The following is an 18,681-nucleotide window of genomic DNA, read 5'->3' on the forward strand; positions in this document are numbered from 1 at the left end:
ATGGCCTGACAAGGGGGAATAATGGGCACACTTTAGGGAGGGGATTGGCCCGTGCATAGCGCAAAGAATTTATAACTGGATAAGAAAGGGTTATGCTGCTGCAAACGTTTTCTCCGGTTGTCTCTTCCATGTCTGAACCCTGGCGCCGTTTGCCTGCGCTCTCCCTCAAGCAGATCCAGTATTTTGTCACCCTGGCCCAGCTGCGCCACTTCACCGAAACGGCCAACCAGATGGCCATCAGTCAACCCGCCCTGAGCAGTGCTTTGCGCCAGATTGAATCTGTGCTCGGCGGCAAATTGTTTCACCGCACCGCGCAGGCGGTCACCCTCACCGAGCAGGGAGAGGCGATCCTGCCCCACGCCAAGGGGCTGCTCAATGTGGCCCACGCCGCTTTTGCCGATATGCAGCAGGTGATGGCCGAAGGGGGTGATGGCACCCTGCGCATCGGCCTGATCCCGTCGGCCTGCGCCCTGATGTTCCCGCTGGCGGCCGCTCGGCTGCAGCAACAGTTTCCCGGTTTGCGGGTCGAGTTTCAGGATCACACCAACGACGGCCTGCTGCAGGCGCTGGTCGAGGGGTCGCTGGATGCGGGGATTGGCGTGCTGGATGGCGAGTTGCCCGACTCGCTGGAGGTCACGCCGCTGCTGGACGATGCGCTGGTGGCGGTGGTCAACCGGCAGGACACGCTGGCAACGGAGGATGTCATCAGTTGGCAGCAACTGACCCGCCGCGATATCGCCCTGTTTGCCAGAGGCAATGTCAGCCGACAGGTCAACGGGTTGGCCCAGAGCCAGTTGCCCGGGCTCAAGCCCAGATACACCACCGACTATGTCGAGACCCTGCACGGTCTGGTGCGTTCGGGATTGGCCATCGCCATTCTGCCAAGGCTTTACACCACACATTTGTGCGATCCCCAGCTCAAGGTGGTTGATCTGCATCAACCGCTGCTGAGTCGCACGCTGGCCCTGATGTGGGCGAAAGGACTCTCCCGATCGACCCGCATCGAAGAGGGGCGCGCCCTGCTGCGCAGCACCATCATCGAGCAGCTGGGCAGCCAGCGCGGCTGAGATTGTGCTACCCAACCCCGCGCTGGTGACAGGAGCTGTCCGATCGCCAGTGGTCGGGGTGGGGCTGCGACAGCCTCCCGGCCCTGCCGAGGGTCGCGCCATTCCTGTGCAATGAAATTTTTCTTGTGGTTATTCAATCGATTGAATTCGATCTCACCTGTCATTCCTGAAGCTGGGCTTCAAGCGAAGATCTACCCGCCGCTCGCCCCCCACTGGCTGGCCGCTTGCCGGTTTGTATAGTGCTGGTGAATAGTGCGGAGGAAATTAATCAGGTTTGACAGGAGTATCCATGGAGATGAATAGCGGTGGCATTCGCGCGCTGGCTTTGCTGGGGGCGCTATTGGCTGGCAGCACGGCGGCACACGCCTCCGAGACCCTCAACACCATTCTCGGTGGTGGAGCGGGCGGGGTGGCGGGCACCATGATCGGCAAGGAGCTGGGGGGCGACACCGGTGCGCTGGTGGGGGCCGCTTTGGGCGGTGCTGCCGGTGGCGCGGCGACGGCCAATAAGGGCAACAAGAATGAAGCGGCCCTTGGCGGCGCTGTGGGGGCACTGGGTGGCGCCGCCATCGGCAAGAGTGTCGGCGGCGATACCGGTCAGTTGATCGGGGCTGGGGTCGGCGGGGCGAGCGGTTCGGCCATTGGCGCCAAGACTGGCGATGGTCACAAGAGCCAGGATCGCTATTACGATGATGACGACGATGATCATCACCATCATAAGCACCACAAAAAGCACAAGAAGCATAAAAAGCACGGGGGGTACCATGATGACTGATGCCGTCTGGTGGCGTGTAACAAAGTGAAAGAGGTGGCCCGTCGGCCTGTCTGCGATAGATAGCTCCCCACCTTGGTGGGGATGATCAAGAGGCGGGCCTGAATGCGCAGCTTTTATGGCATACTCCCCAGCCAGCCATGCCCGAGGAGATAATTGATGGCCAAGTATGACAAAGTTTCCCCCGAGACCCAGCAGGAAGCGGTGAAGATTGCCCGTGCCAACCAGAAGCCGGGGCAGACCAAAGAGCAGACTCAACTTATCGCGCAAGGGATCCAGAAAGGCATCGATGAGTACAAGAAACAGATGAAGGCGCGGGCCCGTGAGGCGAGTCGCCAAAAGAAGCTGCAGAGCAAAGCCAAACAGTCACAGGGCACACCACTGCCAGAGGATCAGGACGACCAGATCGAATTGGTAGAAGTGACTCGTCAGCATCCGCTGCCGTGGGTCTTGCTAGGGTTGAGCTGGCTGGGTTTTGCTGCAGCCTGGTTCTGGCGCAGCTAAAGCCGCCGTTAGCAAACCTTTACCCGGGATCCTCTTCACAGCCTGGGCCCGGGCTGCTGGTCATCACCCGCGAAGAGTGGTTAAATCCGGCGCCTGTTGTGCCTGCCCCCGGTTTTCAGACGACTTGTTTTCAGGAAAAAAGTTATGAACCCCGCCCCGCTCTATCTGCTGGCCCCTTTTGTGTTGTGCCTGGTGACCATGCTGCTCTATCGCATCTCGCCGCTGCGCGCAGTCGCGGCTAGTGGAGTACGCTGGTTTATCCTGCCCGCCTTCACCCTGTTTATTTTGTTGATCATCATCAATGGTGCCGCCGATCCCGCCTTGCGCAATCCGGCTTTCCATTGGCTGATGCCGGGGCTTGGCTTTGCCCTGAGCCTGTTTCCGGCGCTGCCCAAGGCGCTGGTGCCCCGTCTCGCCATCAAGGAGGGGGTCTTTGCCGCGCTCGGTCTGATGCTGATGAGCCTGGCCATGGTCTACTGACCGGCTGACCACTGCTGTTGAGATGACTCAAGGGGGGCTCTGTGACGAGCCCCCCTTGTACAAACAATGGCCTGCAGGCATCTTGGTGAAAGGATCGCCAGCCAGGAGGCCAGATGGACAATCCGCCCGATTTCATGGCGCAGTGGGATTATCAGGATCCCGCCGCCACTGCCCTGCGTTTTCACGCTCTGCTTACTGCAGCGCGCACCGCCGCCGACCTGCAACTCGAGCTGGAGTTGCTGACCCAGATCGCCCGCACCCATTCGCTGCAACGCCAGTTTGAACAAGCTCACCAGCGGCTCGACGAGATAGCACCCCGGCTCAGCGACGCTACACCAAGGGCCAGAGTCAGAGCCCTGCTGGAGCGGGGGCGCACCTTTAACTCGGCAGGTGACAAAGCCCGCGCCAGAACCCTGTTTGAACAGGCATGGCAGCTGGGGCTCAAGGAGAAGGAGCTCTATCTCGCCATCGATGCCGCACATATGGTGGCCATCTCAGCTCCGCTTGAAGAGCAGAGCCGCTGGCATCAACTGGCGATGGAGCTGGCGGAGCGCAGCAGCGATGAGAAGGTGCGCGGCTGGCTGGCCACGCTTTATAACAATCAGGGCTGGACCCTGTTCGAACTGGGCCGCTTTGATGAAGCCAAAATTCTGCAACAGAAGTGTCTGGCCTGGCATCTGCAACACAACAATCCGGCCAAGGCCTTTATCGCCCGCTGGAGTCTGGCCCGGCTGACCCGAGCAAAAGGTCTGCATGAGGCTGCGCTGGCTGAATTGGTGCAGATCAAAGTCGACATGACCGAGGCTGGCGAGCCTGAGGATGGCTATTTGTTTGAGGAGATGGGCGAAAACGCGCTGGCACTGGACGATCCGGCAGCGGCAGAATATTTTGCCCGCGCCTGGTTCCTGCTATCACGGGATGGCTGGCTCAAGGCCAATGAGGCGGAGCGACTGGCTCGCCTCAAGCTCCTCGCCAAGCTCTGAGCCCCCCGAAAATAGAGAGAGCGGCTCGCGCCGCCCTCACTTGCTTCAATGTCATTATGCGCTGGGTCGATTCCGCTCAGGCACTTGGGAGAGTGACGCTCACTCAGGTCAGGCTGGCCTCTTCCCAACCCTGCTTCTTGCGATAGATGGTGGAGGGGCTGATCTCCAGCAGCGCCGCCGCCTTGGGAATATTGCCGTCACAGCTGGCGATGGCCTGTTCTATCACCTCTTTTTCCACTATCCAGAGCGGACGGATCGGCCCGCTTGCCGCCCCATTGACAACCGGAGTCGATGCGACTGCCGCGGCAATCGCCGCCGGCAATGGGGGACGAACCCCATTGAGCGGTGGCGGCAAAATATCCGGGCTGACCAGCTCTTTGTCGTTTAGCACCACGATATTGCGTATCACGTTTTGCAACTCGCGGACGTTGCCGGGCCAGGGGTAGTCGAGCAGCACCCTGGCGGTGCTGGGGTCGAAATCCTTGAAGCGCTTGTTCTCCTCTTTGGCATAACTCTGCAACAGGGTGCGTGCCAGCAGCAGAATATCTTCACCCCGCTCCCGCAGGGCGGGCAGGCTGAGGGGAATAACATGCAACCGGTAGTAAAGATCTTCACGGAAACGGCCAGCCTTGACCTCCACCAGCGGGTCACGGTTGGTGGCGCAGATAAAACGCACGTCGACGGTTTCAAGTTTGCCGCTGCCGACCCGCTGCAGGGTGCCGGTCTGGATAAAGCGCAACAGCTTGCTCTGCAGGTCGAGATCCATCTCGCAGATCTCGTCCAGAAACAGGGTGCCGCCATCGGCCAGACTGGCCGCTCCTTTGCGATCCCCCTGCGCACCGGTAAAGGAGCCTTTCACATGGCCGAAGATCTCGCTCTCCATCAAATCGTGGGGAATGGCGGCGCAGTTAAGGGCAATAAAGGGCTGTTCGCTGCGGGGGCTGCACTGATGAATCGCATCGGCGCACACCTCTTTGCCGGTACCGCTCTCACCGGTAATAAAAACGGTCGCTTTGCTGGGCGCCGCGCTCTCGACGATGCGATAGACCGCCTGCATCGGCATAGATGCGCCGATAAAGCCGAAAAATGAGCTGCGCTCGAAGTTCTCCTTATAGTGGGCGACCAGCGAACTTAACTGTTGATGTTTCAGGGCATTGCGAACGGTGGCACAGAGCCGTTTGCTATCGAATGGCTTGGTCAGAAAATCAAAGGCACCCAGACGCATCGCCTCCACCGCCACATCCACCGAGCCGTGGGCGGTGATCACCACCACGGCGCAAGGCAGCTGTTGTTCGGTGATCATCTGCAGAATATCCATACCGGACATATCCGGTAGCTCCAAATCGAGCAGCACCACGGGCGGTGGGCTGGTCTGCAACTGTGCAAGCGCCTGCTGGCCGCAGTCGGCCAGTAACACCTCATACCCCTCCAGCCGCAGGTACTGTTCATAAACTACCGCCAGACTTCGGGTATCTTCCACCAGTAGAACACGCGGTTTGTTTTCAGCCACTGGAGTCATCCTTGTATTTGATTTTGCGATCTATTTTGTCTGCACCAGCCTTCATACCCAACGCAGCAAAACCCTGTTATCTCGCGATTATAAGGTATATACAAGTAAAAACGGCTCCCTAAGGAGCCGTTTTTACTACAGGTATTTCATTACTTCTTGGCGTCGTCAGCGGCCGGCTTTTCAATCGCCAGCAGCTCTACGTCAAACACCAGCACGGCGTTTGCCGGGATGGAGCCTGCACCGTGCTCGCCATAGGCCAGCTTGGACGGCAGGAAGAACTTGAATTTGGAGCCAACAGGCATCAGCTGCACGCCTTCAGTCCAACCCGGGATAACCTGGTTGAGCGGGAAGGTGGCTGGCTCGCCGCGATCGACGGAGCTGTCAAATTTGGTGCCATCGGTCAGGGTGCCGGTGTAGTGAACCTTGACGATATCGGTGGATTTCGGCTTGGCGCCATCACCCATCTTCTCGACCAGATATTGCAGGCCGGATTCGGTGCTCTTCACACCCTCTTTCTTGGCGTTGGCAGCCAGATACTCGTCACCTTTTTTCAGGTTATCAACAGAATCTTTCTCAGCCTTGGCCTTGGTCAGTTCGTTGATTTTGGCATCGTAATCTTGCAGTACTTTCTGGATCTCTTCGTCAGTCATCTTGGCTTCTTTACCCAGACCGTCGGTCACCCCTTTGAGGATCACGGCGTTCTCCAGCTTGATGCCCAGTTCCTGCTGACGCTCCAGGGTGTTAGCGATATAGCGACCCATGGAGAGGCCAATTGCGTAGCCGGATTGCTCTTCAAAGCTCTTGGCTTCAGCTTTGGTGCCCTCTGCAGGCTTGCTGGCCTCTGCCTTCACTTCGGCGGTATTGGCCGCAGCAGGCTTCTCGTCTTTTTGGCAAGCAGTCAGACCGACGGCAACCGCCGCAGCCAACAGGGACACCTTCAGAAATTTGTTCATCAGTTTCTCCAAACTCCAAATACCGCTCTCGGTTTCATCGTGAAATGAGAGGTTTATCGTGATAAGCGCCTTATACTAACGCCGTGATCGCAGGTAACAAAAGCATGAGACCGCAAAAATGATAAAAAGTGCTATTTATCTGGTGAGCCTCTGTTTAATGCTCACCGGTTGCGAGCAGAGCTCCCAACCCAGCCAGCAATTGACCCTCGCCAGCACCGGTCTGCTGACCGCCGATCTGGCCAGTGACGGCAAGTTGGCCATCGTTTCCAGCATCAGTCAGGGCATTATTGTCTGGGATCTCGAGCAGAACCGGCAGCGCTGGCGCTGGAAGCAGTCTGACTCGCCGGATGATCTGGTTTTCATTACCCGTTTCTCCGAAGACAGCAGCCATGCCGTTACCGCAACAACGGACACCTTTGCCACCTGGCGGTTACAGGATGGACGATCCCAAGGTTACTACTCTCTTCCTGAATCCAAGCTGAGGGATATTGCGCTATCTGCTAACGGGCGCTACGTGCTGATCGGTCGGGAAGATGGTAAAGCGGAATGGCTCGATACCCAAAGTGGCCGTCGCCTGCAATTTCTGGGGCATACCGAACAGATCAATACAGTGGATCTGTCGGCCAATGGCCGCTACGCCCTGACGGGGGGTAATGACTACAGCGCCTATTTATGGGATACCCGCAGCGGTCAGGTTATCTGGCGCTTTAACCATGGTGGCCGGGTGGTCATGGCCAGGTTGGAGCCGAGCGGTCGCTATGCCTTCACCGCCGACAGCAGTCGGGCCAGCATCTGGGATCTGAAAACCGGCAAGGAGGTGAGCCAGCTGCAATATGATCACCGCTTCGAGGTCTACACCAGCGCCCGCTTTGCCAACGACGGCAAGTGGCTGATCACCGGCGCGCCTTCCCGCCAGCTCTCCCTGTGGCAAGTGAGCGATGGCGCCCTGCTGCAGCGCTGGCGCGTCTCGCCGCAACCCAAGGTGAAACCGCCCAGTGCAGTGGTCTATGGCGTCGCTTTGCGCGACAATAGTCACTTGATCAGTGCCAGTTCCAGTGGGCTGGCCGAAATCTGGACAATCAAGTAAGGACCCGAAGGCCCATGAGTCAGCAACTTAACGATCGCATCGAAACCCTGGAAACCCGTCTCGCTTATGCGGAGTACACCGTAGAGCAACTTAATGGGGAGGTGACAACCCAGGGCCGTGAGCTCGACCGGCTCAAATACCAGATCCAGCTGCTGATCGACAAACTGCAAAGTGTACAGCCCAGCCAGATCGCCAGCATGGCCGAAGAGACGCCGCCACCGCACTACTGAACAGGCAATTTTCGCTGTCCGACAACCTTGCCAATCCCGGTCGCCAGCCAATAAAAAACCCGCGTGAGCGGGTTTTTTATCATCAGCGTGGCTGTGATCAGTGTTGATGACCCTTGCCACCACAACCGCCACCACCGCAGCAACCGCCATGGCCCTTTTCAGCGCCGTGATCGTGGCCGTGGTCATGACCGTGACCAGCACCACCACAGCAGCCGCCATGCTGGTGATCATCGTGATCATGACCATGGTCGTGACCGCAACCTTCATCACCATGGACATGGCCATGTGCCAGCTCTTCAGCAGTGGCAGCGCGCACGTCCTGGATCTCGACCTTGAAACGCAGCGTCACGCCCGCCAGCGGATGGTTGCCATCTACCTTGACGAACTCTTCCGAGACTTCAACCACGGTGACCGGACGGTGACCGTCATCGGTTTCAGCCACGAAAGTATCCCCTTCGGAGACTTCCATGCCGTCGAACAGCTCACCCGGTACTTCTTGTACCAGAGTCTCGTCATACTCGCCGTAAGCCTGGGCGGGGGCCAGGGTCACTTCGAATGCTTCACCTACCGCGCGACCTTCCAGCTCGGCTTCCAGGCCAGAGACCAGGTAACGGGTGCCGTGCAGATAGACCAGCGGCTCTTTGCCAACTGTGCTGTCGATGACTTCACCGTGCTCGTCGGTGACTGTGTATTCCAGCGTAACCACGCTCAGAGGAGCTACTTTCATGTCAGGATCCTGCGGATAGAAAAAAACGGGCTCAGAATACCTTAAAAAATGAGCCGCGCATATGCCATGGCTGACGCAATAATGTCGAAAAAAACGGCATAAACTGCAGGAGCGGGTCTCATCCCGGTAGCCGTAGTGGCTATTCCGGGCGGAACACCCCGATCACCTCTTCCGCCTCGCGGGTCAGGCTGTCGACCTCGGCAGGGGTTTGCACCTGGGTATCGCCACAGGCGACGCAGGTCACCTTCTCGACTCCATGCTCCAGATACAGCATCATGTTGTCCAACTTGCCGCACGCCGGGCAGACTGCACCGGCAATGAAGCGTTTTTTACGTCTGGTTTCCATTTTTGTTACCTCCAGGCAGCATCATATCAGGGTTTTTACATGCATCATGCCATCGAATACCACCATTTTTCTTGCCACGGCTTGCAGGCGGGCAACCGCAAACGGACCCCGGTCGGGCAACTGTTGCGGATAACCCGGGGCGCCGCGTTGCTGAGACTGGGCCAGCATGAGCTGTTGTTGCCCGCAGGTCGTTGCTTCTGGCTCTGCGCCGATGCCCTCGCTGCGTTTAGTCCGCTCAGTGGTTGCCATTACGATCAACTGAGCGTCTCGCTGCGGGTTGAGCAACCGCAACAGGCCGGGTGGTTGCAGACCACCCCGCTGCTCGATGCGCTACTCGATTCGCTGGCCCAGTGGCAGCGGCCGCAAGAGTGGCAGGGGATATATGGTCAGCGGCTGCAGGTGATCCTGGATGAGCTGCAACAGTGCGCCATTAGCCAGCAAGGGGAGCCGAGTTTGCAGGCTAGCTGGCAAGCGCTGGCCAATGGCAGGCCAGAGAGCCTGCAACAGTGGGCACAACAGGTCGAACCGCCAGTAGAAGGGCTTGTTCTGCAACAGCAATGGCAGCTGCTGCAGGCACTCAGACTGCTCAAGGGTGGTAGCAAGCCAGCCGTGGTTGCCAGCAAGCTGGGTTATGCTGATGAGGGGGCGCTGCAAGCCGCTTGCCAGCAATGGGGCGTTAGCGGGAGTGGCGACTAATAGCCGGAATGCTCGGCTATCGCGTCAATTTAATTAGCTGAACCAGTTCAGTTTTTTGCCAAGTGGTCGTTAACAAGGAAGGGTCATTCCCCCGCTGATCCTTTATGCTAGCGGCCAGAAGTGAGTGCCAACGTTTCGACCAACAGGACATCTGCCATGACGAGCAAAGCCAATCAATCCCAGGGCATGTTGCTGTTTCATCTCTCGACCAAACAATCCTTTGCCATCGGTACCCTCAAGGTGAAGGAGATTGTGCCTTATACCCGGCTGACTGCGCTGCCTCACTCTCACCCCACAGTACTGGGGGCCGCCAACATGCGTGGTGCCACGATTCCGGTGATTGATATGGCGATGGCGGTGGGTTATCGCCCGGTCAGTCAGGAGGAGCTGGCGCACTGCTTCATCATCATCACCGACTGCCGCCGCACGCTGGTGGGTTTTCTGGTGCGGGGTATCGACAAGATCACCGAGTGTAACTGGCGTGACATCGAGTCGCCCCCAGCCGCACTCGGCCACAATGTGTTTGTGACCGGGGTAACCCGAGTCAATGACCAGCTGATCCAGCTGCTGGATGTGGAGCTGATCCTCTCCCGGGTCTACCCGGACGATCCCAGCCACCTCTATCCGGTGTTGACCGATGTGCAGCGGGAGCGGATCAAGCCGATGCGGATCCTGCTGGTCGATGACTCCTCCGTCGCCCGCCGTCAACTGATGGCCGCCCTCGACTACATCAATATCCCCTATGAGGTCCGCTCGAACGGTAAGGATGCGTTGAGCCTGATGCAGGAGCGGGCAAGTCAGAAGAGTCCGATAGACATTCTGGTCAGCGATATCGAAATGCCGGGGCTCGATGGTTATGAATTGGCGTTTGAGGTGCAAAGTGATAGCAAGCTGGCGGGTGCCTATATCATCCTGCACACCTCGCTCTCTAGCGAGATCAGCGTAGAGCGGGCCCACCAGGTGGGAGCCCATGAGGCGCTGACCAAATTTGAGGCCAACGAGCTGGTTCAGGCCATGTTGCGTGGTGCCGAGCATCACGATCGTCTGCTGCAATAATGCAGCTATCCGGCGGGAGACACGATCCTCTTACCTACCTTCACCAAAACAGACTGACACCATGCTGATCGAAAGCCACTTCCACGCCCCCTGGTGGGCCCGCAATCCTCATCTGCAGACCATATTGCCCAAATGGCTGCGCCGCATGCCAGCCCGCTTTGTGGCCGAACGGTTTGAGCTGCAGGAGGGGGATTTTGTCGATCTGGCCTGGAGCGGCGAGGTCAGCGCGGATGCGCAGCCGCTGGTGGTGGTGTTCCACGGGCTGGAGGGGAGCATTCACTCCCACTATGCCAAGGGACTGTTTGCCCACCTGCAGCAAGAGGGGAGGGAGGCGGTACTGATGCACTTTCGCGGTTGCAGCGGCGAACCCAATCGTCATCTGCAGGCCTATCACTCTGGCGCCATCGGTGATGCGCAGGAGCTGATTGCCGAGCTGAGCCTGCGCTTCCCGGGCAAACCGCTGATCGCCATCGGCTTTTCACTTGGCGGTAATATGTTGGTCAATCTGCTGGCGCGAGCTTGCCCTGACGCACTGAAGGCGGCGGTGGTGGTCTCGGCCCCGCTGCAACTGGCCAGCTGTGCCGAACGGGTTAATCAGGGCTTCTCCAGGGTCTATCAGAACTATCTGCTGCGCACCATGCGCCGCAATCTGCTAAATAAAATCAGTCGCCAGCAAAAGGCAGGCGAACGTTGGCAGCCAAGGCAAGTGGCGCAGATTGCCACCCTGCGGGAGTTCGACGAACAGGTCACCGCGCCGCTACATGGCTTTCGCAACGCCAGCCACTACTATCAAAGCTGTTCAGGGCTGCCCCTGCTGCGCCAGATCCCCATCCCGACCCTCATCATTCACGCCGCTGATGATCCCTTCATGTCACACGCTGTCATTCCCCAGCCGGAACAGTTGTCTCCCATGGTGCGCTATGAGCTGAGCCAGCGTGGTGGCCATGTCGGCTTTTTGCAGGGAACGCCCTGGAGCCCCCGATTCTGGCTGGATGAACGGATCAGCCGTTGGCTGGTTGAGTGTCTGACTGAGCGACGCGATAGCAGTTGCGCCCTTCGGCCTTAGCCTGATAAAGCGCCCCATCGGCCCGGGCTATGACCCGGTCGAGCGATTCGCCATGTGTCCACAAGGCGATCCCCTGACTCACGGTCACATAGGGTGCCACACAAGAGTAGGCATGGGGCAGGGAATGGCGTGCCAGCGCAGCAGCAACACGCTGGGCCACTGTCTCGGCAATGCTCAGGGTCGCCTTCGGCAATAACAACACGAACTCCTCACCGCCGTAACGGGCGACCAGATCGTCCTGACTTCGTACCACCTCACGCAGACATTCAGCGACACTCACCAACACTTCGTCGCCACGTTGATGGCCATAGCCATCGTTCAGCTTTTTGAAAAAATCCACATCGAGCAGGATCACCGCAAAGGATTGATCCTGCAGCATGGCCTGCTTGATCGTACGCTCTCCGACCAGGTTGAAGTGGCGACGATTGGCCAATCTGGTGAGTGGGTCTTGCTTGGCTTGACCATCCAGCTGGCGGGCTAACTCCAGATTCTCGTACTCCCGAGCAACTGCCAGCACGAACCAGTCGTACAACATTCGTCGCCCCGTCTCCAGCAACAGCACCAATCCGGCGACCAGCAAGACATGCATGGCAAGAAAAGGCACCTTCACGGTCAGGGGTTCGACAAGCAGATAGAACAAAGGGGGAGCCATAAAGCAGTAACAGAGGCTTTTTTCGCAATAAAAGGCGATCAGGGAGGTCATTAACAGCAGACTGAGGGACATAAAGGCCAGGCTAAAGCCTCCTCTCACCTCGGTCACTGCGGTGGCATAGCCCACCATTGCCCAACCTGTCCCCCACAACAGCGCATAGACCCGCAGGCTATTTAGCCACTCTCGCCCTGGTCTGTGCTGCAGCAACCAGCGCAGTAACGGATAAGTCAGATTGGCGGTCGCCATGATCCATAACTGCCACTCATAGCGCCAGGGCAGTTTGTCGTCGATCACCAATTCGGCGTTCTGGTAGACATAAAAGCGGGCAAGCAAGAAGATGCTGCCTAGCAGATTGGCCACCCAGAACCAGCGGATCCCCTGGCTCAATGCCTGACGGCGAATGCTCCATAGATGGTCATCGAAATCGGCAGCCTGCGAACGAAAATGAGCAGAGAACATCTCAGGTCCTACCAAAAAACATATAAACACCTTGCGCTTGATGGCCACAGATAGAAAATAGCGCCATTCTGGCTAATAGAACTTCCATCATGATTATTCCCTGGCAAGAACTCGACGGCGACACCTTGACCAACCTGATCGAGCAATTTGTGCTGCAAGAAGGCACCGAATATGGTGAACAGGACGTATCACTCGAGGTCAAAGTAGACGCGGTGCGATCGCAATTACAGCAAGGCAAGGCGGTTATCGTCTATAGCGAGTTGCACGAATCGGTCAATATCGTAGTGAAAGATCGTTTTATCGAGCAATCTTGACCAACTTGCGCCCCTGATCTTATAACGGCACTCCCAAGGAAGAGAGAATTCTATGTCGGCCAAGCATCCCATTATTGCAGTCACCGGCTCCTCCGGTGCCGGCACCTCCACCTCCACCAATGCTTTTCGCTCGATGTTTCATCAGCTTGGCTATACTGCGGCGGTGGTAGAAGGTGACAGTTTTCACCGTTATACCCGCCCGGAAATGGATGTGGCGATCCGCAAGGCGCGCGAGCAGGGGCGCCATATCAGCTATTTTGGCCCCGAGGCCAATGACTTCGGCCTGTTGGAGAGCTTTTTCCAGGGCTATGGGCAGGATGGCAATGGCCAGTATCGCCGCTATCTGCACAGCTTTGACGAGGCGGTGCCTTTTAATCAGATGCCCGGCACCTTCACCCCCTGGCAGAATCTGCCCAGCAACACGGATCTGCTGTTTTATGAAGGGCTGCACGGCGGGGTAGTCACCGAGGATCACAATGTGGCGCGCCACGTGGATTTTCTGATCGGCGTGGTGCCGATCGTCAACCTGGAGTGGATCCAGAAGCTGATCCGCGATACCTCGGAGCGGGGCCACTCGCGGGAGGCGGTGACCGACTCCATCGTCCGCTCCATGGATGACTACATCAACTTCATCACCCCGCAGTTCTCGCGCACCCATATCAACTTCCAGCGAGTACCGACGGTGGATACCTCCAACCCCTTCAGTGCCAAGGTGATCCCGAGTCTGGACGAGAGTATGCTGGTGATCCGGTTTCGCGGTATCAAGCAGGTCGACTTTCCCTACTTGTTGTCGATGATCGATGGCTCTTTCATCTCACGAATGAACACCATTGTGGTGCCGGGTGGCAAGATGGGATTTGCGATGGAGCTGATCCTGCGCCCGCTCATCCAGCAACTGCTCGAAACCGGAAAAATAACCTGATTCAAAGGAGTTCATGATGCGGTTTGCTTATCTTTCTGTGGCGCTGTTTGCCCTGCTGGGCGGGTGTAGCAGCGGGCCATCGGCCCCCACGCTGGAATCGGGCACCATGGTGGTTCGTCCGATCAGTGACTGGACGTTTGGCGCCACACCGCGCTACGCCCTGGCTGAGCAGTATCAGTTCGCCGGAGAACACGCTGAAGGCTGGTTGGAGCCGATGCAGCAAGCAGTCAGTCAACAACTCGATGGCAAAGGATGGCGCAGTGTGCCCCTTGAGGAGGCCGACCTTTGGGTGGCTATCGGGGTCGCGGGTGGCAAAGATATCAGCGATGGCGAGATTTTCTCACGTCTGGGCATGACGCCGGGGATTGGCGCAGCTGCCAGTGGACGCAAGGGCACGTTGGCGATCGTGTTGCTTGACCCGCGCAGCAAAAAAGCGGTGTGGAGCAGCGCTATTTCCCTTGCCAGCGAGGCAGCCATCGCTGAGGGGCAGCGCCAGCAGCTGAGTCAGCAACTTGCCGCTGAATTATTGGGGGCCTTGCCTACCCGATAAGTCATATGCATGGCACTCATCCGGATCAAGATAAAAAAGCGGCTTGCCATCTGGCAAGCCGCTTTTTTGACGGGACGCTGGTGGTTAAAACAAGGGCGCCGCCGCAAGGGAGAGTGCATTCATCTATTTACGGGTACAGGTCAACAAGGTGACCTCTTTTTGGGTCAGCGTGGTCTGTTTCTCCTGATTCCAGAAGGTGGTCACGCTGTCAGAATATTTCTCGCCAGACTCCGACTCGACTCGAGCAAGCTTGTGGTAAACCCCGTTGTAGGGGAACTGCACCATGTCAGCCTGGGCATCATAGGTCACGGCTAACAGCTCTTCACCACACTGATACTGGTTGTATTGATACTGGGTCGGCTGTGGGCTGGTACATGCCGCCAGACCCAGTAGAGGAAGTAGAGCTATCAATTTTTTCATTGCACTTTCCTTATGTAATGGCCTAACGCCATGGCTTTTCCACGTAACAATTATCAGTTATCAGGCTTCAAGAATTTGATAACTATGGGTAATTTGTACCGCTTTTTCCAGCATCAGGGAAACGGAACAGTATTTTTCCATCGATAGCGTCACAGCTCTGGCCACCTGCTTCTCTGCCAGCCCGGTGCCGGTTACCACAAAGTGAAGGTTAATTTTTTCAAAAACGCGCGGGGTACTCTCGACCCGTTCACCGTTCAGTTCTACGTGGCATGCGGTCACTGATTGACGTGCTTTCTCAAGAATGGAGACCACATCAATAGAGCTGCAGCCACCCACCGCCAGCAGGATCATCTCCATCGGGCTAACCCCTTCTCCCGGATTAGCGCCATCCAGGGTCACGGTGTGACCTGATTCGCTCTCACCGATAAATTTCATCCCTTCCACCCAGCTGACTTTGGCTTTCATCTTGTTCATCCTGTTGCTTGTTATGGCATGTTCGTTATGCCCTTAGCATACCCCAGCTATCGAACGGGTGGCATCTCTGCTCTTAATGCTCAGAAAGCGACGAGTTGGGAGGGAAATAGATCAAAATCAACATCTGTTACCGCCATCTTCCCTAGAATGACCCACACAGCGCAGCAGGCATTACTCAAAGGGCTCTTTCAAAAGCCCGCAAAGCCTTGTCAGCACAGACAAAGGCTCTTATCCTACTGCGACTAATACAAGGAATGGCAAGATTGGCAGCTTGCCCGGACGCACAAGTCCATAAAAAGACACTACAGAGGAATTCTCATGGTCATTGGCAAACCGCAAAGCGATCCCACCCTGGAATGGTTCTTGTCGCACTGCCACATTCATAAGTATCCCGCCAAGAGCACCCTGATCCATGCGGGTGAAAAAGCGGAGACCCTCTATTACATCGTCAAGGGTACGGTGGCCGTCTTGATCAAGGACGATGAGGGCAAAGAGATGATCCTCTCCTATCTGAACCAGGGCGACTTCCTGGGTGAAATGGGGATGTTCGAAGAAAATGACAATCCTGAGCGATCTGCTTGGGTGCGTGCTAAAGGCTCCTGTGAAGTCGCAGAGATCTCCTACAAGAAGTTCCGCCAGTTGATCCAGGTCAACCCGGATATTCTGCTGCGTCTCTCCGGTCAAATGGCCAAACGCTTGCAACATACCAGCCAGAAAGTGGGTAACCTCGCTTTCCTGGATGTGACCGGCCGGATCGCCCAGACCTTGCTCAACCTGGCTACCCAGCCAGATGCCATGACCCATCCGGATGGCATGCAGATCAAGATCACCCGTCAGGAGATCGGCCAGATTGTCGGCTGTTCTCGTGAGACAGTGGGCCGCATCCTCAAGATGCTGGAAGAGCAGGAGCTCATCTCTGCCCATGGCAAAACCATAGTGGTTTTTGGCACCCGCTGATTGTTGAACCAATGACCGGATAATGGTCTTGGGATCAAAAAGGCTGCTACGGCAGCCTTTTTGGATCCTCTCCCCTATAATCCCGAACGCCCTTCCCTGTACCATGGCGTCAGCCAAGAGAGTTTGTATGCATCTTCAATGCCCCCGTTGCCGTAGTCCGCTCCATCTTCATGAGGCCTCTCAAGGCCGTTATTGCGACAACAAACACCATTTTGATCCGGCACCGGAAGGTTATCTGGATCTGATCCCCGGTAATAAAAATCCCAAAGACAGCGACAGCCGTGCGCTGATGCGCGCCAAACACCATTTTTTGGAGCAGGGGCACCAGCTGCCACTGGTCGAGGCAATGGTGGGTCTGCTCTCCAACCTGCCCGAGCAAGAGCTGATCCATCTGGGCTGTGGTGAGGGATATTACTGCCGCGCGCTGGCTGCACGCCTGCCCGGTTGGCAGTTTAGTGGCATCGATATTGCCAAGAACACCATCTTTGCTGCCAAAAAGGCCCAGCCAGAAAACCAGTTTGTCATCGCCGATCCTGCCCGTGCCCCGTTACAACCGGGTAAAGCACAGGTTTTGCTGGTCAATGACCTCAAGGTCAAGAGCGAACTGCTGGCGGACTGGTTGGCCCCAGGCGGTTACCTGCTCTATTTGCAGCCGGGCCCCCGTCATCAGTGGCAACTGCGGGTCAGCCTCAACCCGGTGAGCATGGAGCATCCCCTGAGCTGGCCCACGTTGCCGGGGCTGACTGCAATGGGGCAACAGCGCTGTCAATTCGCCCTGCAGATGGATCAAGCCCTGCGCAGCTTTATTCTGGAAACCAGCCGTCTTGGCTGGCGAGCCACTGGCGAACAACGCCATGATTTTATCCAGCAAGGGCCGGATGAGCTGGAGCAGGATCTGCTGCTGACCTTGTGGCAAAAGCCGCTCTGATAGCATGAAAAACGTCCCTGTTTTGTTGAAAACAGGGCCGTTTTTGTACGTAAGATAATATGGTATCGATGGATGCTGAAGATGGTTTGCGCCATGTTTGGTGACACATTCACCTATCTATCCAGCCAACGGGTGTGCCCTTGACTCCTTGCGCATCGCCCGCCACATCACCAGTACCAGCAACGAGCTGCAAGTCGGTAGCGCCAACCAGACACCGGGTACCCCCCACAGGGTTGAGAATCCCCACAAGAAGCCGCCGATCAACACCAGCTTGCCGCCAGTGAGCAGGGAGGCGATGCGGGCCCGGTTGATGGCCTGGAAATAGGTAGCCCCCACCAGCAGTAATCCTTCCATCGGCAAGCCCCAGAAATAGAGCCAGATCCCGAGGCTCGCCACCGGCAGCAAGGTTGCGTTGTCACCGGCAAACAGATAAACCGCCCCTTCCGGCCATAGATAAAGCGGTATCATGGCGCACAGGGCGATCCCCAGCGTCACCCCGAGCGCCAGATTACGCACCCGCAACACCCGCTGCCAGTGACCAGCCCCGGCGTTGAAGCTGGCGATGGGCTGGATGCCCATGGCGACCCCCTCGAACACCAGATAAAAGAACGCCTCGGTGTAGCTGATCACCCCGTAGGCGGCCACATGCAGCGAGGTGCCCACCGCCAACAGCGCCTTGTTATGCAGCGCCAGTACCACCGAGAGGTAGAGGTACATCAGAAAGCTCGACACTCCGAGTCGCACCGTTTCAGCCATCAGCGCGAGATCAGGGCGCAGGGTGTCCCAGCTGATCCGCAGCTGGCTGCGCGGCGTGAAGAAGTGCCACAGACAGGCAAGGCCGGTGACGGCCTGGGAGATCATGGTGGCCGTTGCCACCCCGGCCAGCCCGAACGGGAACACCACCATCAGCAGATAATCGAGCCCCACATTGAGTAGCCCCCCGACCACCATGATGATGGTGACAAACCCGGGTCGGCCATCGTTGCGCAGCAATGAGCTGAATGCCATCGACAGCACGGCAAACACCCCGAGCCAGGCGTAGGCCTGCAGATAAGCAAGACCGGCCGTGAAGATCTCTCCTTCCGCCCCCATCCAGGCCAACATGGGCTCGCCATAGCGGATCCCGATAAAGCTGAGCAGTGCCGAGGCCAGCAGCACCATCACTAGTGCATTGCCGACGATATGGCGGGCTTTGGCCGGGTTGCCTTTCCCCAGATAAAAGGAGACCAGCGACGAGGCTCCCATGCCGATCAGGGCCCCCACCGCATAGAGCACGGCGCAGATGGGATAGGCCAGCATAAGACCAGCCATGCCGTCCTGACCGAGCAAGTGGCCAACGAAGATGCCATCGATGGTGACATAGATGCCGGTGATCAGCATGGCCGCCACGGTCGGGGTTACGTAACGCCAGAAAAGGCGAGATAGCGGGGCTGTGCCCAGATCAACAGCTGACATATTCGACTCGGTGGAGAGAAAGCGGCCGGGATCATAGCGAAACGGCAGCACGACTTCCTGTTATTTGTGTTAT

At 57.5% G+C, this 18,681-nt stretch carries 23 protein-coding genes; 15 read left to right on the top strand and 8 right to left on the bottom strand.

The features are described from left to right. Nucleotides 1–128 precede the first annotated feature (128 nt). From ACY8FN_RS07985 to ACY8FN_RS08005, 5 genes are all read left to right on the top strand, one after another. A complete protein-coding gene (locus ACY8FN_RS07985; protein ID WP_463099687.1) occupies nucleotides 129–1,067 on the top strand; it encodes a LysR family transcriptional regulator in 939 nt (312 codons plus the stop codon). A gap of 289 nt (nucleotides 1,068–1,356) precedes the next feature. Further along, the gene (locus tag ACY8FN_RS07990; RefSeq protein ID WP_101320991.1) at nucleotides 1,357–1,842 is read left to right on the top strand and encodes a YMGG-like glycine zipper-containing protein; all 486 of its coding nucleotides are present in this window, start codon (nucleotides 1,357–1,359) and stop codon (nucleotides 1,840–1,842) included. Between the two features lie 156 nt (nucleotides 1,843–1,998). Continuing rightward, entirely contained in the window at nucleotides 1,999–2,343 is a 345-nt protein-coding gene (locus ACY8FN_RS07995) for a DUF2956 domain-containing protein (RefSeq protein ID WP_068978046.1), read from the top strand. A 144-nt stretch (nucleotides 2,344–2,487) separates the two neighbouring features. Beyond that, nucleotides 2,488–2,823, top strand: coding sequence for a hypothetical protein (locus ACY8FN_RS08000; protein ID WP_139729683.1), 336 nt, complete (start codon nucleotides 2,488–2,490; stop codon nucleotides 2,821–2,823). A gap of 113 nt (nucleotides 2,824–2,936) precedes the next feature. After that, the gene (locus ACY8FN_RS08005; RefSeq protein ID WP_463099688.1) at nucleotides 2,937–3,806 is read left to right on the top strand and encodes a tetratricopeptide repeat protein; all 870 of its coding nucleotides are present in this window, start codon (nucleotides 2,937–2,939) and stop codon (nucleotides 3,804–3,806) included. Nucleotides 3,807–3,909: 103 nt separating this feature from the next. On the opposite strand, the gene ACY8FN_RS08010 is transcribed toward ACY8FN_RS08005, so the two are convergent. Both ACY8FN_RS08010 and fkpA read right to left on the bottom strand, forming a co-directional pair. After that, nucleotides 3,910–5,316: a sigma-54-dependent transcriptional regulator gene (locus ACY8FN_RS08010; protein WP_463099689.1), complete on the bottom strand. Its 1,407-nt coding sequence runs from the start codon at nucleotides 5,314–5,316 to the stop codon at nucleotides 3,910–3,912. 149 nt (nucleotides 5,317–5,465) lie between these two features. Further along, nucleotides 5,466–6,269 carry an FKBP-type peptidyl-prolyl cis-trans isomerase gene (fkpA, locus tag ACY8FN_RS08015; RefSeq protein ID WP_042022868.1) on the bottom strand — a complete coding sequence of 268 codons (804 nt, stop codon included), beginning with the start codon at nucleotides 6,267–6,269 and terminating at the stop codon, nucleotides 5,466–5,468. Nucleotides 6,270–6,387: 118 nt separating this feature from the next. Here fkpA and ACY8FN_RS08020 point away from each other — a divergent pair, with 118 nt between their 5' ends. Next, a complete protein-coding gene (locus ACY8FN_RS08020; protein ID WP_101321001.1) occupies nucleotides 6,388–7,356 on the top strand; it encodes a WD40 repeat domain-containing protein in 969 nt (322 codons plus the stop codon). A 14-nt stretch (nucleotides 7,357–7,370) separates the two neighbouring features. Further along, on the top strand, nucleotides 7,371–7,586 hold the full coding sequence (locus ACY8FN_RS08025; protein ID WP_042022871.1) for a SlyX family protein: 216 nt from the start codon (nucleotides 7,371–7,373) through the stop codon (nucleotides 7,584–7,586). Nucleotides 7,587–7,683: 97 nt separating this feature from the next. Here the strand turns inward: ACY8FN_RS08025 and slyD are convergent, their stop codons facing one another. Together slyD and ACY8FN_RS08035 are read right to left on the bottom strand one after the other, a co-directional pair. After that, entirely contained in the window at nucleotides 7,684–8,313 is a 630-nt protein-coding gene (slyD, locus tag ACY8FN_RS08030) for a peptidylprolyl isomerase (protein WP_463099690.1), read from the bottom strand. A gap of 139 nt (nucleotides 8,314–8,452) precedes the next feature. After that, the gene (locus ACY8FN_RS08035; protein WP_463099691.1) at nucleotides 8,453–8,659 is read right to left on the bottom strand and encodes a YheV family putative zinc ribbon protein; all 207 of its coding nucleotides are present in this window, start codon (nucleotides 8,657–8,659) and stop codon (nucleotides 8,453–8,455) included. 39 nt (nucleotides 8,660–8,698) lie between these two features. Here ACY8FN_RS08035 and ACY8FN_RS08040 point away from each other — a divergent pair, with 39 nt between their 5' ends. The 3 genes from ACY8FN_RS08040 to ACY8FN_RS08050 all read left to right on the top strand — a co-directional run bounded on the left by ACY8FN_RS08040 (nucleotide 8,699) and on the right by ACY8FN_RS08050 (nucleotide 11,477). Further along, nucleotides 8,699–9,355 (top strand): hypothetical protein, encoded by a 657-nt coding sequence (locus tag ACY8FN_RS08040; protein WP_463099692.1) that lies wholly within the window; start codon nucleotides 8,699–8,701, stop codon nucleotides 9,353–9,355. A gap of 156 nt (nucleotides 9,356–9,511) precedes the next feature. Continuing rightward, on the top strand, nucleotides 9,512–10,411 hold the full coding sequence (locus ACY8FN_RS08045) for a chemotaxis protein (RefSeq protein ID WP_068978041.1): 900 nt from the start codon (nucleotides 9,512–9,514) through the stop codon (nucleotides 10,409–10,411). A 61-nt stretch (nucleotides 10,412–10,472) separates the two neighbouring features. Continuing rightward, complete coding sequence (locus tag ACY8FN_RS08050) at nucleotides 10,473–11,477, top strand: hydrolase (RefSeq protein ID WP_463099693.1); 1,005 nt, start codon at nucleotides 10,473–10,475, stop codon at nucleotides 11,475–11,477. Here the strand turns inward: ACY8FN_RS08050 and ACY8FN_RS08055 are convergent. Next, on the bottom strand, nucleotides 11,413–12,588 hold the full coding sequence (locus ACY8FN_RS08055) for a GGDEF domain-containing protein (protein WP_463099694.1): 1,176 nt from the start codon (nucleotides 12,586–12,588) through the stop codon (nucleotides 11,413–11,415). The genes ACY8FN_RS08050 and ACY8FN_RS08055 overlap by 65 nt on opposite strands. 89 nt (nucleotides 12,589–12,677) lie before the next feature. On the opposite strand from ACY8FN_RS08055, the gene ACY8FN_RS08060 reads away from it, so the two are divergent. Genes ACY8FN_RS08060 through ACY8FN_RS08070 form a run of 3 tightly spaced genes read left to right on the top strand, consistent with a single transcriptional unit; the run spans nucleotide 12,678 to nucleotide 14,374 of the window. Further along, complete coding sequence (locus ACY8FN_RS08060; RefSeq protein ID WP_042022884.1) at nucleotides 12,678–12,902, top strand: YheU family protein; 225 nt, start codon at nucleotides 12,678–12,680, stop codon at nucleotides 12,900–12,902. A 52-nt stretch (nucleotides 12,903–12,954) separates the two neighbouring features. Further along, nucleotides 12,955–13,824: a phosphoribulokinase gene (locus ACY8FN_RS08065; protein WP_101321009.1), complete on the top strand. Its 870-nt coding sequence runs from the start codon at nucleotides 12,955–12,957 to the stop codon at nucleotides 13,822–13,824. A gap of 16 nt (nucleotides 13,825–13,840) precedes the next feature. Further along, entirely contained in the window at nucleotides 13,841–14,374 is a 534-nt protein-coding gene (locus tag ACY8FN_RS08070) for a DUF4136 domain-containing protein (RefSeq protein WP_101321011.1), read from the top strand. Nucleotides 14,375–14,497: 123 nt separating this feature from the next. On the opposite strand, the gene ACY8FN_RS08075 is transcribed toward ACY8FN_RS08070, so the two are convergent. Further along, nucleotides 14,498–14,794, bottom strand: a complete 297-nt coding sequence (locus ACY8FN_RS08075; protein ID WP_042022892.1) for an MliC family protein — start codon at nucleotides 14,792–14,794, stop codon at nucleotides 14,498–14,500. Nucleotides 14,795–14,854: 60 nt separating this feature from the next. Next, nucleotides 14,855–15,259 (bottom strand): OsmC family protein, encoded by a 405-nt coding sequence (locus ACY8FN_RS08080; RefSeq protein ID WP_068978037.1) that lies wholly within the window; start codon nucleotides 15,257–15,259, stop codon nucleotides 14,855–14,857. A 327-nt stretch (nucleotides 15,260–15,586) separates the two neighbouring features. Between ACY8FN_RS08080 and crp the strand changes: the two genes are divergently transcribed. After that, nucleotides 15,587–16,225, top strand: coding sequence for a cAMP-activated global transcriptional regulator CRP (gene crp, locus ACY8FN_RS08085; RefSeq protein WP_042022897.1), 639 nt, complete (start codon nucleotides 15,587–15,589; stop codon nucleotides 16,223–16,225). A gap of 127 nt (nucleotides 16,226–16,352) precedes the next feature. Next, nucleotides 16,353–17,153: a putative RNA methyltransferase gene (locus tag ACY8FN_RS08090; protein ID WP_101321013.1), complete on the top strand. Its 801-nt coding sequence runs from the start codon at nucleotides 16,353–16,355 to the stop codon at nucleotides 17,151–17,153. 117 nt (nucleotides 17,154–17,270) lie between these two features. On the opposite strand, the gene ACY8FN_RS08095 is transcribed toward ACY8FN_RS08090, so the two are convergent. Further along, complete coding sequence (locus ACY8FN_RS08095; RefSeq protein ID WP_463101145.1) at nucleotides 17,271–18,608, bottom strand: MATE family efflux transporter; 1,338 nt, start codon at nucleotides 18,606–18,608, stop codon at nucleotides 17,271–17,273. Between the last annotated feature and the right edge of the window lie 73 nt (nucleotides 18,609–18,681).

It is taken from the genome of Aeromonas sp. 160P (assembly GCF_055193095.1).